Source organism: Streptosporangium sp. NPDC087985 (assembly GCF_044741965.1).
GTDB lineage: Bacteria > Actinomycetota > Actinomycetes > Streptosporangiales > Streptosporangiaceae > Streptosporangium.
The window spans coordinates 1-17259 of the sequence record NZ_JBIUTQ010000017.1 but is presented as its reverse complement, the minus strand read 5'-3'; the positions used below and the strand labels follow the sequence as shown (position 1 = coordinate 17259).

At 69.0% G+C, this 17259-nt stretch carries 12 protein-coding genes and 1 pseudogene; 4 read left to right on the top strand and 9 right to left on the bottom strand.

What is annotated here, in order from left to right:
• Window positions 1–97 precede the first annotated feature (97 nt).
• Together ACIN94_RS25325 and ACIN94_RS25320 are read right to left on the bottom strand one after the other, a co-directional pair.
• A complete protein-coding gene (locus tag ACIN94_RS25325; protein ID WP_400710642.1) occupies window positions 98–472 on the bottom strand; it encodes a hypothetical protein in 375 nt (124 codons plus the stop codon).
• Window positions 469–765, bottom strand: a complete 297-nt coding sequence (locus tag ACIN94_RS25320) for a hypothetical protein (RefSeq protein WP_400710639.1) — start codon at window positions 763–765, stop codon at window positions 469–471. The genes ACIN94_RS25325 and ACIN94_RS25320 overlap by 4 nt, the downstream gene beginning before the upstream one ends.
• Before the next feature lie 41 nt (window positions 766–806).
• Between ACIN94_RS25320 and ACIN94_RS25315 the strand changes: the two genes are divergently transcribed.
• Window positions 807–2912: a prolyl oligopeptidase family serine peptidase gene (locus ACIN94_RS25315; protein ID WP_400710636.1), complete on the top strand. Its 2106-nt coding sequence runs from the start codon at window positions 807–809 to the stop codon at window positions 2910–2912.
• A gap of 361 nt (window positions 2913–3273) precedes the next feature.
• Here ACIN94_RS25315 and ACIN94_RS25310 read toward each other — a convergent pair whose 3' ends face one another.
• The gene (locus ACIN94_RS25310; protein WP_400710997.1) at window positions 3274–3465 is read right to left on the bottom strand and encodes a hypothetical protein; all 192 of its coding nucleotides are present in this window, start codon (window positions 3463–3465) and stop codon (window positions 3274–3276) included.
• On the opposite strand from ACIN94_RS25310, the gene ACIN94_RS25305 reads away from it, so the two are divergent.
• The gene (locus ACIN94_RS25305; RefSeq protein ID WP_400711018.1) at window positions 3406–3888 is read left to right on the top strand and encodes a hypothetical protein; all 483 of its coding nucleotides are present in this window, start codon (window positions 3406–3408) and stop codon (window positions 3886–3888) included. The genes ACIN94_RS25310 and ACIN94_RS25305 overlap by 60 nt on opposite strands.
• 240 nt (window positions 3889–4128) lie before the next feature.
• Window positions 4129–4362, top strand: a complete 234-nt coding sequence (locus tag ACIN94_RS25300) for a hypothetical protein (RefSeq protein ID WP_400710633.1) — start codon at window positions 4129–4131, stop codon at window positions 4360–4362.
• Window positions 4363–5098: 736 nt separating this feature from the next.
• Here ACIN94_RS25300 and ACIN94_RS25295 read toward each other — a convergent pair.
• The 4 genes from ACIN94_RS25295 to ACIN94_RS25280 all read right to left on the bottom strand — a co-directional run bounded on the left by ACIN94_RS25295 (window position 5099) and on the right by ACIN94_RS25280 (window position 10501).
• Window positions 5099–5983, bottom strand: coding sequence for a helix-turn-helix domain-containing protein (locus tag ACIN94_RS25295; RefSeq protein ID WP_400710630.1), 885 nt, complete (start codon window positions 5981–5983; stop codon window positions 5099–5101).
• Between the two features lie 31 nt (window positions 5984–6014).
• A complete protein-coding gene (locus tag ACIN94_RS25290) occupies window positions 6015–6842 on the bottom strand; it encodes an alpha/beta fold hydrolase (protein WP_400710627.1) in 828 nt (275 codons plus the stop codon).
• Between the two features lie 126 nt (window positions 6843–6968).
• Window positions 6969–8684 (bottom strand): ABC transporter ATP-binding protein, encoded by a 1716-nt coding sequence (locus tag ACIN94_RS25285; protein ID WP_400710624.1) that lies wholly within the window; start codon window positions 8682–8684, stop codon window positions 6969–6971.
• A complete protein-coding gene (locus ACIN94_RS25280; RefSeq protein ID WP_400710621.1) occupies window positions 8681–10501 on the bottom strand; it encodes an ABC transporter ATP-binding protein in 1821 nt (606 codons plus the stop codon). The genes ACIN94_RS25285 and ACIN94_RS25280 overlap by 4 nt, the downstream gene beginning before the upstream one ends.
• A 1117-nt stretch (window positions 10502–11618) precedes the next feature.
• On the opposite strand from ACIN94_RS25280, the gene ACIN94_RS25275 reads away from it, so the two are divergent.
• Window positions 11619–12272, top strand: a complete 654-nt coding sequence (locus ACIN94_RS25275) for a recombinase family protein (protein WP_400710618.1) — start codon at window positions 11619–11621, stop codon at window positions 12270–12272.
• Between the two features lie 284 nt (window positions 12273–12556).
• Here ACIN94_RS25275 and rox read toward each other — a convergent pair whose 3' ends face one another.
• Window positions 12557–13981, bottom strand: coding sequence for a rifampin monooxygenase (rox, locus tag ACIN94_RS25270; RefSeq protein ID WP_400710994.1), 1425 nt, complete (start codon window positions 13979–13981; stop codon window positions 12557–12559).
• 618 nt (window positions 13982–14599) lie between these two features.
• Window positions 14600–16345 (bottom strand): annotated as a pseudogene (locus ACIN94_RS25265) (Tn3 family transposase).
• Between the last annotated feature and the right edge of the window lie 914 nt (window positions 16346–17259).

Below are 17259 nucleotides of genomic sequence, written 5' to 3'. Positions count from 1 at the left end.
CACGGGGTGGAGGAGAGCTCTTTGCGGGACCTGTCCTCGATGAGCGGCATCCTGGCCGACACCGCCTACCGTCTGCTGCTGGCCTGACGGCCCGGCCTCACTTCAGGTGCCGGGCGAAGAACCGGGCCGCGTCGTCCACCTCGAACCACGGGACACCGGCGTGCCCGCCCAGATTGGCGTGCAGCGTCTTCTCCCTGGTGCCGAAGGCGTCGAACAGGTCCAGGGTCGGCTGCCGTTCCACCCCTTCGTCGTCCCACTGCAGCAGGAACTGCAGCGGAATAGTGACCTGCCGGGCCGCCTCGAACAGGGTGTCGGGCACGAAACCCCCGCCGAAGAAAACGGCGGCCGAGATGCGCGGCTCGACCACCGCCAGCCGTATTCCGATGGCGGTCATCCCCTCGTACCCGACCGGGCCGCCGATCTCGGGCAGCGAAAGGAGGGCGTCCAGGCCTGTCGTTAAGGAAGCTGTCACCAAGTACACCCGAGCGGAGTTGACCCAGGTAGCAGGGCATCCAAGTGCCTGTCTTCGAACCTGAAGTAGGCGGATGACCAGCCCTTCGGGCCGGGGTTGCAATTGCGCGCCGCGAGATAGCTCTTCAGGCGGTCGTCCCAGGGGATCAGCCAGTAGCGGCCCACTCGCTGCCACTCGACCTGCGGCACAGGCCAGGCCGGGTCGGATGTGGCCAGCTGCATGACCCGCTGCCGCGTCATCGACCTCGCATAGCCGAGCGCGACGGCACGGCGGGCGATCTCGGTCACCGTCACCAGCTCACCCGGCTTCGCGAGCGTCGCCTATGATCATGCAGATGAGCGACATCACCGGCCCCCCGATCGCCCGAGTGGACGTGGTGCGCGACGTCCACCACGGCATCACGCTCGACGATGCCTACCGGTGGATGGAGGCGGACGGCGAGGAGTTCCACCACTGGCTCGACGGCCAGGCCAGCCATGCCCGCGAGCAGCTGGACACCCTGCCGCGCCGGGAGGAGCTGCTGACCCGGATCCGCGAGCTGGGCGGCGCGCTCCCGCAGTACTCGGACTTCACGCCGGCGGGCGACAGCATCTTCTACCTGGCGCGCGAACCGGACGCCCGCGTACCCGTGCTGATGGTGCGTGAGCCCGAGGGAGCGAGCAGGGTCCTGTTCGACCCGGACACCGTGCCCGGCGAGGCGCACCACGCCATCGACTGGTACGTGCCCTCCCCCGACGGCCGCCACATCGCCTGCGCCGTCTTCCCGTCCGGGTCGGAGGAGAGCACGATCCAGGTCATCGACTCCGGCTCCGGCGCCATCCGGGAGACGATCCCACCCACGACGCGCTTCGCCTTCCTGAGCTGGCTGGAGGACGGCCGGTCGTTCGTCTTCCACCGCTACGTGGCTCCCCCGGCGGGCGCCCCGCCGGAGGAGCGCCGCCTGGACAGCCGTTCCTTCCTGCACCGGCTGGGCACCGACCCGGCGCAGGACCAGGTGGTGCTGGCGCGCGGGCTCAACCCCCACGTCGAGCTGACCCCGCAGGATCGGCCCTTCCTGGTGGTGCCGCCGCACGGCGAGTGGATGCTGGCGGTCGTCTCCCACGGCGCACTCGGCCCCTGGACCAGCGAGCAGTTGAGCGACTGCTCGCTGTACGTGGCGCCACGAGCCGCGCTCGCCGATCCGGCCACCTGCCCGTGGCGGAAGGTAGCGGGCGTGGCGGACGGCGTGACCGCCTTCGCCACCAGCCACGACACCCTCTACCTGGTCTCCCATCGGGACGCACCCCGCTCCCACGTGCTGGCCGTTCCGCTTGCCGTACCGGATCTGTCCCGAGCCCGGGTGGTCGTGCCCGCGGGTGAGCGCGTGGTGGAGGCGGTGCGGGTCGTCGGCGACCGGCTGCTGGTGCGCGATCTCGACGGTGGCGTCCATCGGGTACGGCACGCGCCCCTGTCCGGCGGCGAGCCCGCCGACCTCCCGCTGCCGGTGGAGGGCGCCATCCTGGAGTGGACCACCCACCCGGAACGGCCCGAAGCCCTGCTGCTGGCGGCCGGTTGGACAGACGCGCCGCGGCTCTACCGCTACGACGGCGAAACCCTCGAGGACACCGGGCCGGCGCCCCGCTCACTGGTCGACTTCGGCGACGTGCACGCCCGCACCCTGCACGTGCCCGCGAGGGACGGAACACAGATCCCGCTCACCGTCATCCACCACAAGGACCTGGAGCTGGACGGCGACAACCCGGCCCTGCTCACCGGCTACGGCTCCCATGGCATCGCCGACCTGCCGGAGTTCCGTCCCGAGATGCTCGCCTGGTACGAGCGCGGCGGCGTCTACGCCGTGGCGCACCTGCGCGGTGGCGGCGCCTACGGCCGGGAGTGGCACGAGGCCGGGCGCGGCCCGCGCAAGGAGGCCACCATCACGGACTTCATCGACTGCGCCGAGCACCTCATCGCCCTGGGCTACACCCGGCCGGGACGGCTGGCGGGCGAGGGCGCCAGCGCCGGCGGCATCCCCACCGGCGGCGCGCTGGTGCGCCGGCCGGAGCTGTGGGCTGCCATGGCGATGCAGGTGCCGACGGTCAACGCCACACGGACCGAGTTCAGCGAGAACGGGCCGATCAACGTGCCGGAGTTCGGCAGCGTCGCCACCTCGGACGGCCTGCGCGGCCTGCTGATCGCCGATGCCTACCTGCGGGTTGAGGACGGCGTGCCGTACCCGGCGGTGCTGCTGACCACCGGACGGCGCGACGCGCGGGTGCCGCCGTGGCAGCCGGCGAAGCTGGCCGCCCGCCTACAGGCGGCCACGGCCTCCGGCCGGCCGGTGCTGCTGCGTGTCGAGGAGCACGGCGGTCACGGCGCCGGCTCGACCCGAGAGCAGGAACATGCCCTGCTCGCTGATGTGCTGGCCTTCCTGTTGCACTCTTTCGAGGGGTCACGATGAGTACGACTGAGCAGCGGGCCCTTCGTCATGTCGCGTCGCTGTCGTCCGGCGGGCCGCTCGATCCCGGCCTGCGGATGACGCCCCCGAAGACCGCCTGGTGCCGCCGTGCCGTCGCTGAGTACCTCGTGCCCGGTCGCGGCTGGCATCGACAGGTTCCGTCCTCAGGACACCTGACGAACTCGTCCTTATGAGCCGTGACCAAGCGGGCTCTCCGCACGACCGAACCCCCGGCCCGGGGTTCCACTTCTCAAGGTCGTTTGAGGCGCTCGGCCGACTACTGCCGCATCGCCAGCTGGCGCACTGCCGATCCCGGCGAGCCACCCGCTTGATACGAGCTCGCACCACCGCCACTCGCGAGGGATCAGGTTCGAAGACAGGCACTAAGCGTTGGCCGGAGTGTCCGTCGGCCCCCTGCAGGACTACAAAGGGAGCGCAGGTTCCGGTGGCCGGACAGAGCCATGAGCATGGAGGATGACCAGCCATCCTCGCCCAGGTGAGTCAGCCGGGAGTGGCGCAGCTGATGGAGGGTGTAGCCGGCACCGGTCGGATCGATGTTCTTGGTGGCCTGCTTGAACAGGTACTCGGCACGCTCATAGGACAGGCGGGCGCGTCCGGTGAGCGGGCACAAGTCGACGGCCGCCGGAGTGCGGGCCGGGCCGGGCCGCCGGTCGGTGAGGAAGACCGGCCCGCTGGTGCGGCCGGAGAGCAGGCGGAGCTGCTGACCGCGCTGCCCGACCTGCAAGGCACCGGGTGGACACTGCACGACCTTGCCGGACTCGACGCGGCGCTCGCCGGCGACATCCTCAACGAGCCCGCCGGCGGGAACGCCGAGGAGCTGCCGGAGCCCGGAGACGCCGAGGAGTCCGAACGCGCCACCGTGTGGGGAGTCGTCGTGACCTGCGAGAACGAAGTCCAGCAGGCGGAGCTGCTGGAGCGCCTAGCCGATGAGGGATGGAACGTGCGCGCCCTGATGTAGGTCAGCACAGCATGGCCTTCAGCTCCTTCGACGCCGCATCCGGGGAGTCTCCCACGCCGACCGGGCTGACATTCGAGCTCCACCACTCCGATGCGGTCTCCGCCATAGGCGTCACGAGGAAGGTCCCACGCCTCCGATGGGAACGCGGTGTCGAAGGCGACCCTACCGGCCGGGCATAGGCTGGTGCCGGGCGTCCGAGACGGCGCCCGCCCCCCACGACATGGATGGAACGCCCGCACCTTGACCACCATCCCCGTATCGCCTGCTCTGTGGTTGCCTGCCCGCGACCGCTGGCTCGTCGTCCCCGACCGACTGCCGATCGAGGTGACTGAGGAAACCGCTCAGCTCACCGTGGCCGAGTTCTTCGGCCAGGACCACGCCGTTGAGTGCCGCTCGACCACAGCGGCCGAGCGGCACGATCGTTATCTCGGGTCTTTGAGCGTTCTTGCTGGTCAGTGGATTGATGCCGAGTAAGGCATGTTAGGCAAGTAGCTGGCCAGCCACCGACTCGGCCTTCCACTCCCGAACGTGTCCCCAGCCGCCAGGTAGCGGAGTGATCGATCGCAATTGCGGTTCGTGATCGTTTGGGAGCGGTGAATGTGGCTGGGTGGGGTTTATACTTGATCGTGTTCGGGTCGGAGACGGCCGGGCGGAGGGCGGGGTCGGATCCACTCGACGGGGGTGGGAGTCGGCGACCCATATGGAGTTGGTCCGCAGGCGGTGTCTTGCGCCAGGGCTCGGATCGCTCGTTTGAGGAGGGGCAGGGCCCTGTGGGGGCGTTTGTCGTAGCCGGATTGGCCTGTCAGGTAACAGCCCACATAAGCCCAAAACCCACATTGGGATGATCTTGAAAGGGTCGTGACGGTGTAGAGCCGACCGGCCAGCGACGCAGCCCCCGCCGGGTGGAATGGCTGGAGCGAGCCCTGCGAACCGCTCCGCGGCACCCTGAGCGAGGAGTCGTTTCAGCGCCTGATCTCGGCCCTGACCGTCGCGGTCGGCTGGGAGGCGCAGATCGCCCTGCGTGACGTCCGCGGCCTGGACCCCCAGGCCGAACAGGGGGCCATCATCTGGGGCCGCACGCAGCCTGGTCACAGCAGCGATCAAGGACCACGAAGCGACGCTGCTGTCAGGGTGAACCGCGGAGATCGAGCGGAAGAGACGGGAGTTCTGGTTGGTGGGCATGGGGTTGATGATGGCCGGTGTGGGAGGGTCATTCCGAGGCGGGAGCTTTGCGCGTGTGGCTCATCGCAGGAAGGCGTGCTGCGCCGGCGGGCGATGAAGCCGGCCATGCGACATCGTCGACCGCGAGCCACGGCGCGACCGCCAGAGCCGTGGGCGTGAGCCCGGCGAACGTCGCGACCTCGCGGTGAAGGTGGGACTGGTCGACGTAGCCGTTCTCGGCGGCTACGCGGGCGGCGGCGTGACCCGCCGCGAGAAGGTGGGCGGCGTGGTCGAAGCGCACCAGCCGGGCGGCGCGTTTGGGGGTGATGCCGAGCTGGGACCGGAAGCGGGACCACAGGCGCTTGCGACTCCAGCCGACCTCGTCCGCCAGGCCGTCGACCCGCACCCGGCCCCGGCTGGACAGCGTCCGCCGCCAGGCGTGGGCGACCTGGGGGTCGACCGGCGGGTGGTCGCCCAGCCGCCGGCCCAGGATGTCCACCGCTATCGTGAAGCGTTCGTCCCACGACGTGGCGGTGCGCAGCCTGTCCTCGGCCTGCCCGGCGTCGCGGCCCCAGACGTCCTCAAGGGCTGCCACCGTCCCGCTGAGCTCGGCCGATGCGCCGCCCAGCAACGCAGCCGCCGCGACCGGATCCAGCCGGATCTGGAGCAACTGTCCGGCTCCCCGGCCAGTTGCCCGGAGATCGCCGGGGAGTAGCCCGGCGACGACGCTGCCGCGCTCGTGCCGGCCAGGGGCTTCGTAGACGACACCTTCTCCCTCGCCCAGATCGACGAACAGGGTGACGGACGGGCAGGCGATCATGGAGATGTCCACCGAGGCCGGGGCACGATGGCAGAACCCGGCCATGCTGACCCCCGGCAGCCGAACCGACGGGCGTGGGACTGCGATGTCCACCCACGCCTGGTCAGATGGCATTCCGGCAGGCAACACATGGCCAGTCTAGGCATCAGGGATCACGGGTCGTCGTCGGCCCCGCCGCCGTGAAGTCCAGCAGCAGTTTGCCGATCGTCTCGGGCGCTTCCAGCATGGGTAGGTGCCCGACACCGGGTAGCAGCTCGACCCGCGCGCCCGGCACCGCATCGTATCGGCGCGCCGACGAAGGCTCCCAACGGGGATCGGCAGCACCGAAGATCACCTGCACGGGGACCCCGAGGGCGGCGAGCCGCTCGGGCACGCTCCGTTCGGCGATGTAGGCGGTGTTCTGGCGCAGCACCGTCCTCATCACGCGGTAGGTGATGCCCCGTACATCGGCGACCACGTCGTCCGGGAGGTCCACGGGGCGAACGGCCGTCGCGCTGATCCCCTTGCGGATCATCGCATCCGAACGCCTCGGCCACATGAGCGGGCCCAGCGGCGGGGCCAGCAGCACCCGAAGGATGAACGGCTGCCGGAGGAGCGCATCCGGACTCGGGCCACTACTGATCAACGTAAGCGAACCCACGAGGTCGGGACGTTGCTCGGCCAGCGCGGTGGCGACGTAGCCGCCGCTGGAGTGCCCGGCCACGGCGACGTGACGAAGCCCGAGGTCGTCCAGCAGCGCCGCCACCTGACCCGCCTGCGCGGGCACGTCATACGACGGCGCGGGCGGGGACTGGCCGCAACCCGGGAGGTCGACCCGGATGACGTGATGGTGACCGGCCAGCGCCGGGACCACCGGACCCCAGAAACCGCCCGAGGCCCCCGACCCGTGGATGAGCAACAACGGTGGCGCCTGCCGCGGGCCGTCATGGACCACGTGCATCCCATGCGAACGTTCAATGTCGTATTCACTCATGCGGAGACTATGCACGCGCGGCCGGCCGCCAGTCTTGGACATATGTTCCCGCGCAGTCGAAGACCGGCGGCCATCACCATAACGGCCGTACCGAGGTCCCAAGGCCGGAACACGGGCCCGGCGGGCTCATTCCCGCGCGGCGGGAGCCATGGAGATGTTCCAGAAGCCGGCGTAGCGGCCGCCATGGTCGAGCAGTTCGTCGTGGCTGCCTTCCTCCACGATCCGGCCGCCGTCCAGAAAGACGATGCGGTCGGCGCGCCGGACGGTCCGCATCCTATGCGCCACCATCACCACCGTCCGCCCCGCCATCAGGCGCTCGATGCCTTCGTGGATGGCCGCCTCGTCGACCGGGTCCAGCGCCGAGGTCACCTCGTCCAGCAGCACGATGGGCGCGTTCTTCAGCAGCGCCCGCGCGATCGAGACACGCTGGCGCTCACCACCTGACAGCAGTGCGCCGCCCTCGCCGACCTTCGCCGCCCATCCTCCGGGCAGTCGGTCGATCACTTCGTCCAACCGCGCCGCGGTCGCCGCCGCCCGCACCTCGGCCACGCCTGCGCCGGGACGGCCCAGGCGCACGTTTTCCTCGATCGTGCCGTCGAAGAGATAGACATCCTGGAAGACGATGGCGATCCGCGCCATCAGCGCCTCGGTGCTGATCGCGCGCACGTCCACGCCTCCCACGCGCACCGCGCCGGCGTCCACGTCGTAGAAGCGCGCCAGCAGCTGCAGCAGAGTGCTCTTGCCCGCGCCGGACGGTCCGACGACCGCGAGCCGCTGTCCTTCAGGGACGGTGAGCGACACCTCGTCGAACACCGTGAGCGCTCCGTGCCGGAAGGCGACGGCGTCGAACTCCAGGCCGTGGTGCGCCGGCTGGATCGGCTCGCGGGGTTCCCGCAGCGGCTCGGTGCGCAGCACCGTCTCGAGTCTGGCCAGCTCCGAACGCGCGCCGCGGAGTTTGCCGCCGATGTCCGACAGCGACAGCAGCGGGTCGGCGCAGCGGGCGGCCAGCACCAGGATCGCAAGGATCTCCGCCGCGCCGATGTTCCCGCCGAGCGCGAGGTAGGCGCCCAGGACCAGTAGCCCGGTGAAGATCGCCTGCACGGTGAGCGTCAGCCCCACGGCGCTGGGCAGCGTCGCCAGCACGGTACGGCGGGAGGCGCGCTGGGCATCCAGCAGTGAGTCGTCGAGCAGCTGGAAGCGTTCGCCGGTCCGTCCGCCGGTCCGCAGCACTGGCTGGGCCTGGAGGAACTCGATCACACGCGCGCCGGCCTCCTGGTCGCGTTCGTGACGCTCAACGTCGGCGGCGGCCGTCGCGCGTGCCGTCCAGGCCTGGATCGCCGCCACGACGGGTGCGGCCAGCAGCGCGGCCAGCCCCATCCGCCAGTTGAAGGCGGTCATCACGGCCACGATGGTCAGGGGCGTGACCAGGGCGGAGATGAACGGTGCCAGCAGATGCGCGGCCACGCCCATGGCTTGCAGGAGGCCGCGGCCGGCCAGGGCGGACACCTCGCCGATGCGACCGGCGTTGTACCAGCCGAGGGGGAGGCGGGCCAGGTGCTCGCCGAGCCGGTGATACATGCCGCGCAACATGGTGGTCCCGACCCGCATGCCGGACAAGTCGCTGATGTAGCGCAGCACGGCGTAGAGGGCGACCGCGGCCCCGAACGCGACCAGCCAGGGCACGGCATCCGCGGGTGTGCTGCCGAGCAGCGCCCGCAGCACCGGGACCAGCAGCGCGTAGGACAAACCTTCGACCACTGCGGTGATCGTCATCAGGATCACGGTGCGGCGCATCGCCCAGGCGTACTCATCTCCGAGCACACGCAGCAGCATTCGGATCATCGGGGCTCGTCTCCTCGCAGTACGCCACCGTGGGTTTTGATCTCGTCGGATTGGTGGGATCGCCAGAACGCGGCGAACCTTCCGCCTCGTGTCAGCAGGTCGGCGGGCCTGCCGCGTTCGACGATCGCTCCGTCCTCCAGCACCACGACAGTGTCAGCGTCGGCGACCGTCTCCAGCCGGTGGGCGATGACGACGATCGTGCGGTCGCCGCTCAGCGTCGCCAGAGCCCGGCGGACCGCCTGTTCGGTCTGCGGGTCGGCGAAGGAGGTCGCTTCGTCCAGCACCAGCACGGGAGCGTCGGCAAGCAGCGCGCGGGCGATCGAGATCCGCTGCGCCTCGCCTCCGGACAGCTTGGCCTCTTCACCGAGCACCGTGTCGTATCCGTGCGGCAGCTGGAGGATGCGGTCGTGGATGGCGGCCAGCCGGGCGACGCGGACCACGTCGTCGCGGCTGGCCCGCGGCACCGCCAGCGCGATGTTGTCGGCGACCGAGACGCGCAGCAGACGGACGTCCTGGAAGACGAAGGACACCTGCCGATGCAGCTCCCGGCTGCCGATCTCGCGCAGATCGACGCCGCCGAGGAGGACCGAGCCGTGGGTGGGGTCGAAGAACCGCGGCAGCAGCTGGACCAGCGTGGACTTGCCGCTTCCCGACGGTCCGACGACCGCGGTGACCGTCCCTGGCTCCAGCACCAGGTCGATGCCGCGCAGCACCTCGTGGTCGGCGTCGTAGGCGAAGCGGACGTCACGCAGTTCCACCCGGTGTCCCCGCGGCGGACGCGGGTGGGCGGGTTCGGGCAGTGGCCGGACCGCGAGCACGTCTTTGATCCGGCCGACCGCGCGGCCAGCGCTCTGCAGGTCGTCGAAGCCGTGGCCGAGCGCCGCCACCGGAGCGGTCAGCCCCAGGCCGAGCAGCAGGAACGGCAGCAGGTCCGCCGGGGCCAGGCCGCCGGAGGTGATCAGCGCCGTGCCGCCGGTCAGCGCGATGAGCAGCACGAACGGCGGCGACAGCGCCAGCTGCATCCCGGCGGCGATCACGGACATGCCGCGCACCCAGCGGGAGAAGATGCTGACGAAGTCGTCGGCGGCTGTCAGGAACGTGCGGTGGGCGCGCTCGCCTCCGCCGAATGCCTTGACCACCGAGATGCCTTGCACGAACTCGACGACGGAACTGGCGATCCGTCCCATGGCCGCGTCGTAGGCCTCCTGCTCGCGTGTCCTGGCCGGCAGCATCAGCAGCGGGACCAGCGCTATCGCCAGCACCACCGGGATCAACGTGATCAGCGTGAGCCGCCAGTCGACGGTGAGCAAGTAGATCAGCGACACCAGCGGCACCACGAACGCGGCGACGAGCTCGCCGGGGGCGTGGGCGATGAACGGATGCACGGCACTCACGTCCTCGCCCACCACCTTGGCCAGCTCACCGGTGCGGCGCCGGGAGAACCAGCCGATCGGGACGCGTCCCAGCGACGCGGCCAACTGCCGGCGGAACGTCAGTTGCACCCGGCTGTCGAGAACATGCCCGATCCCCGACGATGCGGCGGTGAACAGCAGCCGGACGAACAGGCCGGCCGCACCCGCGATCACCACAGTCCAGACGTGAGCGTGATCGATCGGGCCGGGCGACAGCAGGGCACGGCCCAGTTCGACGACCGCCAGCAACGGGGCCAGACCCGTGAGCGCGCCGATGACCTGCAAGATCACCACGGCCGCGAAGCTTCGCAGATGGGGACGCAACAGCCGGGTCATGCTCTGTCCCGCCGCGGAATCGGCATGCGATTGCTTGGTCGCCCGAGCGAGGTCGCTGGTGGTGGTCATCGTTCTCCGGTCTCGTCGATCTCGTCACGACCCGGCCCGTGGCCGAGCCGATGGTGGATAAGGGGCGGCGTATACGGGGTCGGCGTATGAGGGGGCGAGGACCCGGTCGAGCTGGCCTGGCAGGCCGACACCCAGGAGCGGCGTGACTACGCCCCTACCAGCGCGGGCATCGCCCTGCCCACCGCCCAGGCCTTCACCCGCACCCACCCGTCACGGATGCCGGACGTGGCTGACCGGGTCTGCCTGTGGCACTCCACAGACATGCAGACTGACGCCCGCCAGCGGCACGCCCTCACCGCCCTACTGGCCGCAGGCGCCCCCGTCTACGAAGACCCCGCCCTCTCCAGTCGGCGGCTCTTTCGACCGCGGCCTTCACCACGCGGCTCGATGTCGTACTCATTCATGCGGAGACTGTGCACGGGCGGTCGACTATCAGTCTTGGACAAATGTTCCCGCGGAGTCGAAGGCCGACCGTCCGCCACCATCGTCTGGATCGGGGTTGCCGTGCGTTAGCGGTCATCGGGAAACCCGGATTGGCGGCCATGACGACCCTGGCGGACGGCCATGGGTGCAGGCAGACGGCCAGGAGAATCCCGGCGGGTGGACTCGTCTTCTGAAGGGCCGACCTGCGTACCGGATTGGGTGGGACAGGGCCACCTATAGCCAGATCGGCGCCTCGCTCGCTGGCCACCAGGGCCGCGTGTTCGGGGTGAGCCGAACGATCTTCTATCGACGGCATGCACGACTGGCGGGAGACCACCTTTGACCAGGGAGGAGTGGTCACAGTATGCGCCCAGCGCACCGTATGAGCCAGGGTGCTGACTAGATGCTTGCGTCCAAGCGGTCTTGCCGGTGTTCAGTGGTCGTAGCGGGTCAGTGACCGCTTGGTCGGCCGACGAATTAGGAACCGAAGATCGTCAGGCGTTCCAAGGCGCCAAACTTGGCCCTGTCGGGATTAGAAGGTTTCCCGACAGGCATCCGACGAGCCTCTCGGAGGCCCGGAAAACCAGACACCAGATGACAAAACATCGACCCGGATGGTCGTTCTCGGGGTTGAATTGACGACAGGATTTCCCGACAGATAGAAGGGGGTTCCGACCCTTCCCGAGGAGTGCCGGTGCGGATCGTCTACTCCCGCTCGTCCACCGCGACCCAGTCGCTGCTGCGGCAACGGCACATCCTCACCGAGGCTGGCCTCCTGGTCCGGACCGAAGGTGTCGCGGAGGGGTTCCACCCCGCCGACGGGGTGCTGCTGTTCGAGGACCCGGCGACCACGTCGAAGATCCCGGCGCTGGAGCGGCCCGCGTTCGCCAAGGTCGCCGCCGCCGCACATCCCGGCGACGTCCTCACGGTGTCGGAGCTGTTCCGGCTCTGCCGCGACCTGGTCGACATCCACAACGTGCGCGACTGGTGCCAGGCCCGCGGCGTCGCCCTGCGCGTCCTGTCCGGACCCCTGTCGAACTTCCACGACCTCGCCGCCAACGACGCCACCACGGCACTGCTCATCAACGTGATCACAGCAGTCGGGCAGTTTCAGCGCGACCTGCAGAACGAACTCACCGCCGAAGGGATCGCCGCCGCCGAAGCCGAAGGGCGCTATCGAGGACGACCGCCCGCGCTGGACGGCGACCAGCGCGAAGAAGCGAGGACGGCCTTCCAAGAAGACGGCGCCTCAATCGCGGCCCTGGCCCGCGCCCACGGAGTGAGCCGGGCCGCCGTGCGGACCGCGTTGACCGGCCTGCTACCCGACCAGCCCAGCCCGATCGACTGAGACTTCCGCCCATTCAAGGGTCCGCGCCGTCAGCCAAGATCGCTATGGCCGCTTTCCGACGTATCTCGGTCATCCCCCTTATATGAAACGCGCGGACGCCTGCGCCGATCCACCCAGCGGTGCTCTTCCGCCGTCTTCCGGTCGTCACTCGGAGGCTAACCCTCCTCGCAGGCCGACCCTGGCGCCAGAGCACCACGGCAGATGCTGCTTCCAGTCTTCCGATGGTCAGTCGCTACTGGCCGTTCCGATCCTTCTCACGGGCCTTTTCGGTTGCTCAGGCGAAATCACTTGGCGGGCTTGCCGAACCAGCGGGAGAGGTGGTCGTCCAGGTCCTGCTGATCGTCGCCGATCCAGGCGACGTGGCCGTCGGGGCGTAGCAGGACGCACGGGACATCCAGTTCCGCAGTGGGATCCGCGAGGTAATCGACCCGGTCTGACCAGCCGCCGACGGTCAGGCGTTCGGTGCGGTCCAGCAGCAGGCCGCAGCCGCGATGCAGCAGACCGTAGAGGTGGCCCTGTTTCACGTCGATGTCGTGCAGGCGGCGGCCGAGCAGGTCGGGGCCTTCGCCGAAGTCGTAGCGGATGCCGATCGCGGTGATCTTCTCGATCAGATAGCGGTTCACCTCGTCGAAGTCCATCAGTTCGGTGAGCAGCCTGCGCACGGCCTGCGGGCCCGGTTCGGTGGACAGCAGTTCCATCTGGGCGCGGGTGTTGTCCAGCACGTCCTCGGCGACCGGATGACGTTCGGCCTGGTAGGTGTCCAGCAGTGTTTCCGGGGCCCAGCCGCGGATCTGTGCGGCCAGTTTCCAGCCGAGGTTGAATGCGTCCTGAACGCCCAGGTTGAGGCCCTGTCCGCCGGTGGGTGGATGGATGTGTGCCGCATCGCCGGCCAGTAGCACCCGCCCGACCCGATAACGTTCGGCTAGCCGGGTGGCATCCCCGAAGCGGGACATCCAGCGCGGGGAGTGCATGCCGAAATCGGTTCCGGCGATGGTGCGCAACTGTTGTTTGAAATCCTCGAGGGTGGGCGGTTCCGCGCGGTCGCTGACTCCCGCGGCGGGGACTACGACGCTATAGACCCCTTCGCCGAAGGGCCGGAGCCAGAATCGCTGATGGGTCTCGCGGATTTCGGTCACCTTGGCGGCGATCTCCTCCTGCGGCACGCCCACTTCCATCTCGCCCATCAGCGTCTCGGTCCGTGAGGGCTCGCCGGGGAAGCCGACACCGAGCAGTTTACGCACCGTACTGCGCCCGCCGTCACAGCCGACGAGGTAGCGCGAACGCAGCTGTTCCCCGTCGGCCAGCTCGACGGTCACACCCTCGTCGTCCTGCTCGAAACCGGCGACCGCGCAACCGCGCCGGACCTGCGCACCCAGTTCGATCGCATGTTCTTCGAGCAGATGTACGATGACCGGCTGTGGGATGCCCAGCAGATAGGCGTACGCGGAATCCAGGCCCTTGGGCGCGGGTTTGGGGATGGCGGCGAAGAAACCGCCGGCCGGACGCTGTCTTCCATGCTGGAGAATGCGATCCAGCAGTCCGCGCATCGCCATCAGCTCGAGACTGCGAATATGCAGACTGACTATGCGGACGAACGACGCGGGCTCGGTTTCCTTCTCCAGAACGAGTACCCGCACATTGTGCAGCCGCAGTTCGGCGGCCAGCATCGCACCGGTCGGCCCGCACCCGGCAATGATCACATCGAAGATGAGGGGCGCGCGATCGGCGCCGGAGGCCGGCGACCAGGGAACTCCGGGGACGTCGCCCACCGTGGAGTCACGCTCGACCCTGTCGTTCGACGGCGGCTCGGCGGTGACCTGCAGAGAGTGCATAGGTGTTGCCTTTCGGGAGTGCCTGGTTGGCGAGGCGCTCCCGGCGACACCTACGTCAATCGCCCGATCGTGACGGGAAGGGGGAGCACCCACATCGATACAGCGTTCATGGGTCTCACCTCCTCGGGCGGTGTCACGGTCAACTGCAAGCTACAAGCCCGAGCACCATCCCGTCCAACTCCTTTCCCGGCCACGTGATCACGACTCCAAACGGGCCCGTGCGGTTGCAGGGCGAATCCGGCGTGGCGGCCCGGCTGGTCCCGGTCACGGCCGACGGTCTGATCCTGGCTGCCCCGAGGCGGACCGGATCTCGGTAGGCGCTGCCCTGATGAGGTTCGCTCGTGGCCACTACGCGAACTGGTCGTAGGCAAGCTTGACGACCAGCGCGATGACGACGCACAGCAAGACGCCGAGCAAATCATCCCGCCCGCCCGGACGCGATGATCGAGCGAACAGGACGACGGCGGCCTGGCCGAACTGGCCTGGCCCTGATGGTCAGGCTGCGAGGCCGAGGTCGAGGCGGCGGCCCATGTCGATGTCGATGGTGCCGTAGAGGTTGGCGTTGGACCAGAACAGCGGCGACAGGCCCCGCTTGTCGGCGTCGGTCATCTTCTGCTGCCAGGCGGGGTCAGTGAGGACGGACTGGACGAGCAGGGTGTTGATGAACACCAGTGCGGACTGCAGCAGGTGCAGGCTGAGCATGGAGACCTCCTGGTGCTCCTTGTCGCTGCCGGGGATGGTGCCGGCGCTGCCGTAGAACAGGTCGGTGTTGGCGGAGTTCCAGTTCTCCACGACCTGCAGGCCCTCGTGGATCTCCCGGCGCAGCTCCTGGGAGGAGATGTACTCGGCGACGAAGATGCTCTTGACCGCCTTGCCGAGTTCCTCGATGGCCTTGTAGGTGGGGTGCTTGGGGCCGCCGCGGGTGAAGCGCCGCAGCACCTGCTCGGCCTCGGCCGTTCCCAACCTGAGCGCAGTGGCGTACTTGACGATCTGGTCGTACTGCTGGGCGATGATCTCCCAGTCGATCGGCTTGTCGGCGACCATGCCGGTCAGGCAGGACGGGACCTGGTCGCCGGCGTCGGCTTTCACCAGTTTCTGCCGGGCGATGTTCCTCATTCGCGGCAGCAGCTTGAATCCCAGCAGGTGGGAGAACGCAAACCCGACCAGGGACTGGCCGTGGGTGTCGGTGTACTGGCGGTCGATGGTCGCGTCGGTGCAGTGCCGCAGCACGCCCTCCATCATCGCGGCGACCTCGGAGGCGTTGCAGGATCACAGCTGGGAGTAGACGCACACCGATTTCCGGTCCACGTGCCAGTAGATCATGACGCCGTGGCCGCCGTACCGGGCGTGGTACTCCGTCATCAGGTTCGACGACCACGACCCGAACTTCTTCGAGTCCGACGCGCACGCGGTGCCGTTGCCCCACCACAGCGGGTCCCGCATCTTCAAGGTGGCGTTCACCAGCGTCGCGATCGCCGCGCGGAGGTTGTCGCGGTTGACGAACAGGTGCCTCGTGGCGCGCAGCGCGGCCTCGGTCTCGCCGTGACGGCCGCCGTCGGCGACGCGTTTGATCCCCACGTTCGTGCCGAGCGCGTACAGCACCAGCAGCAGCCGTTTGCGGATCACCTCCCGCGGAGTCGCCTCCCTGGTCGCGACCGTGGTGAACGCGTCGGTGAAGTCGGTGACGAAGTCCAACTCCTTCAGGAAGTCCAGCAGGTCGATGATCCCCCAGCGGGCGGCGACCTCGGTGTGCAGCGCCCGAAGGTTCTCCGGCACCTTCAGCTTGCCCAGATCGGGGATGTGCCAGCGCGACTCACCGCGGTGCGTCTTCACCTTCGTGCCGCCGGACTTGTTCCTGCGGACCGCCTCCCCGCACGCCGCCATCGCCGCGCGCATCGCCTCCTTCGTCGTCTCGATGAACACGCTGGCGTCCAGTGGTTGGCGCAGGTTCTCGTAGTGGACGTCGCGGTTGTCCTCGAAGTCGGTCGGCAGGTCCTCCTCGGGGTTGCGCCAGCGGCGGGCGCCGGCGACGTAGATCTCGCGGCGGCGCAGCGCGTCCTTCAACGACACGATCACGCACAGCTCGTAGGAGGCCTGCTCGATGATGCCGTCGGCGTCGACGACCGCTTCCAGCCAGCCGTCGGGCACCACGCCCTTGATCGGGACGTTCTCGCAACCGTCGTAGTGGCGGGTGGTGTTGGGGATGTCGGCGTACCGCTGCAGAAGGTCCAGGGCATCCATCACGGGCCGGTAGGCAGTGTTGTTGCACTTGAACTCGATCGCGGCCAGCAGCTTGGGCAGCATCCGCCGGTAGTAGTTCGAATACGAGCTGGTCAGCACCGTGCGGACCCGGGCCTTGTAGGCCTTGGCGTCCGCTTTCGCCTCGGCGACCAGCGCCTGCAGCGTTGTCTCCCCGCCCGGGACCGCAGGGAACACGACCTGCCGGACCGTGCCCTCCGGCGCCGCCAGCGACGCCTCGGCGATCGAGAACAGCTTTTCGGTCTTGCGGTGCACCTTCTTGGCCTCGGCCTCGATCGCCTTCTCGACCTTCCGCTCCGCCTGCGTGTTGATCTTCGACACCAGACCGATGAACAGATCGACCAGCGCATCGGTGATCTCCGTCGTCCGCGACCACGCCAGCGCCGCGACCAACGTCAGGCGGACCGGCGGCTGATTCGCCGCAAAGTCCGACGGATGCGAGGCCATCGCCCGCGCCCGCCACGAGGCCACCAGCCGGTCGGAGTAGCCGCCGAACAGATCCGCCGGCAGGCCGAGCGCCTTCGCCCGCCGGAGCTTGACGATCTCCTCCAGTAGCGTCTCCAGCCCCAGCCGTCCGGGGTCGGACTTCAGCTCCAGCAGGAACCCGTCCTCGCCCGTGGCCAGCTCCCACAGCGACCGCGCCGAGTCCGCCGACAACCCGTTCAGCACGTGCAGGCAGAACTCCCGCTCGAACCGCGCCCGGCCCGCGCCCACGATCCGGTCCACCCGTCTGATCGGCTGCCTCCGCCACTGCCTCAAAGCGCGCCGAACCTACGACGAGTCCATCGCCTTTCCACCTCATCTAGGGTCTGTTCGAGGTTCAGATCACTGAGGTTGCGGATTCGTCTGCGCGGTGCCGTCCTAGGGACGGCACGAGGAACACGTGCAGCATCCTG

Coding starts and splice junctions, on each gene's coding strand:
- ACIN94_RS25315 (WP_400710636.1), top strand. CDS start 807: ATGAGCGACATCACCGGCCCCCCGATCGCCCGAGTGGACGTGGTGCGC.
- ACIN94_RS25295 (WP_400710630.1), bottom strand. CDS start 5,983: ATGCCATCTGACCAGGCGTGGGTGGACATCGCAGTCCCACGCCCGTCG.
- ACIN94_RS25290 (WP_400710627.1), bottom strand. CDS start 6,842: ATGAGTGAATACGACATTGAACGTTCGCATGGGATGCACGTGGTCCAT.
- ACIN94_RS25285 (WP_400710624.1), bottom strand. CDS start 8,684: ATGATCCGAATGCTGCTGCGTGTGCTCGGAGATGAGTACGCCTGGGCG.
- ACIN94_RS25280 (WP_400710621.1), bottom strand. CDS start 10,501: ATGACCACCACCAGCGACCTCGCTCGGGCGACCAAGCAATCGCATGCC.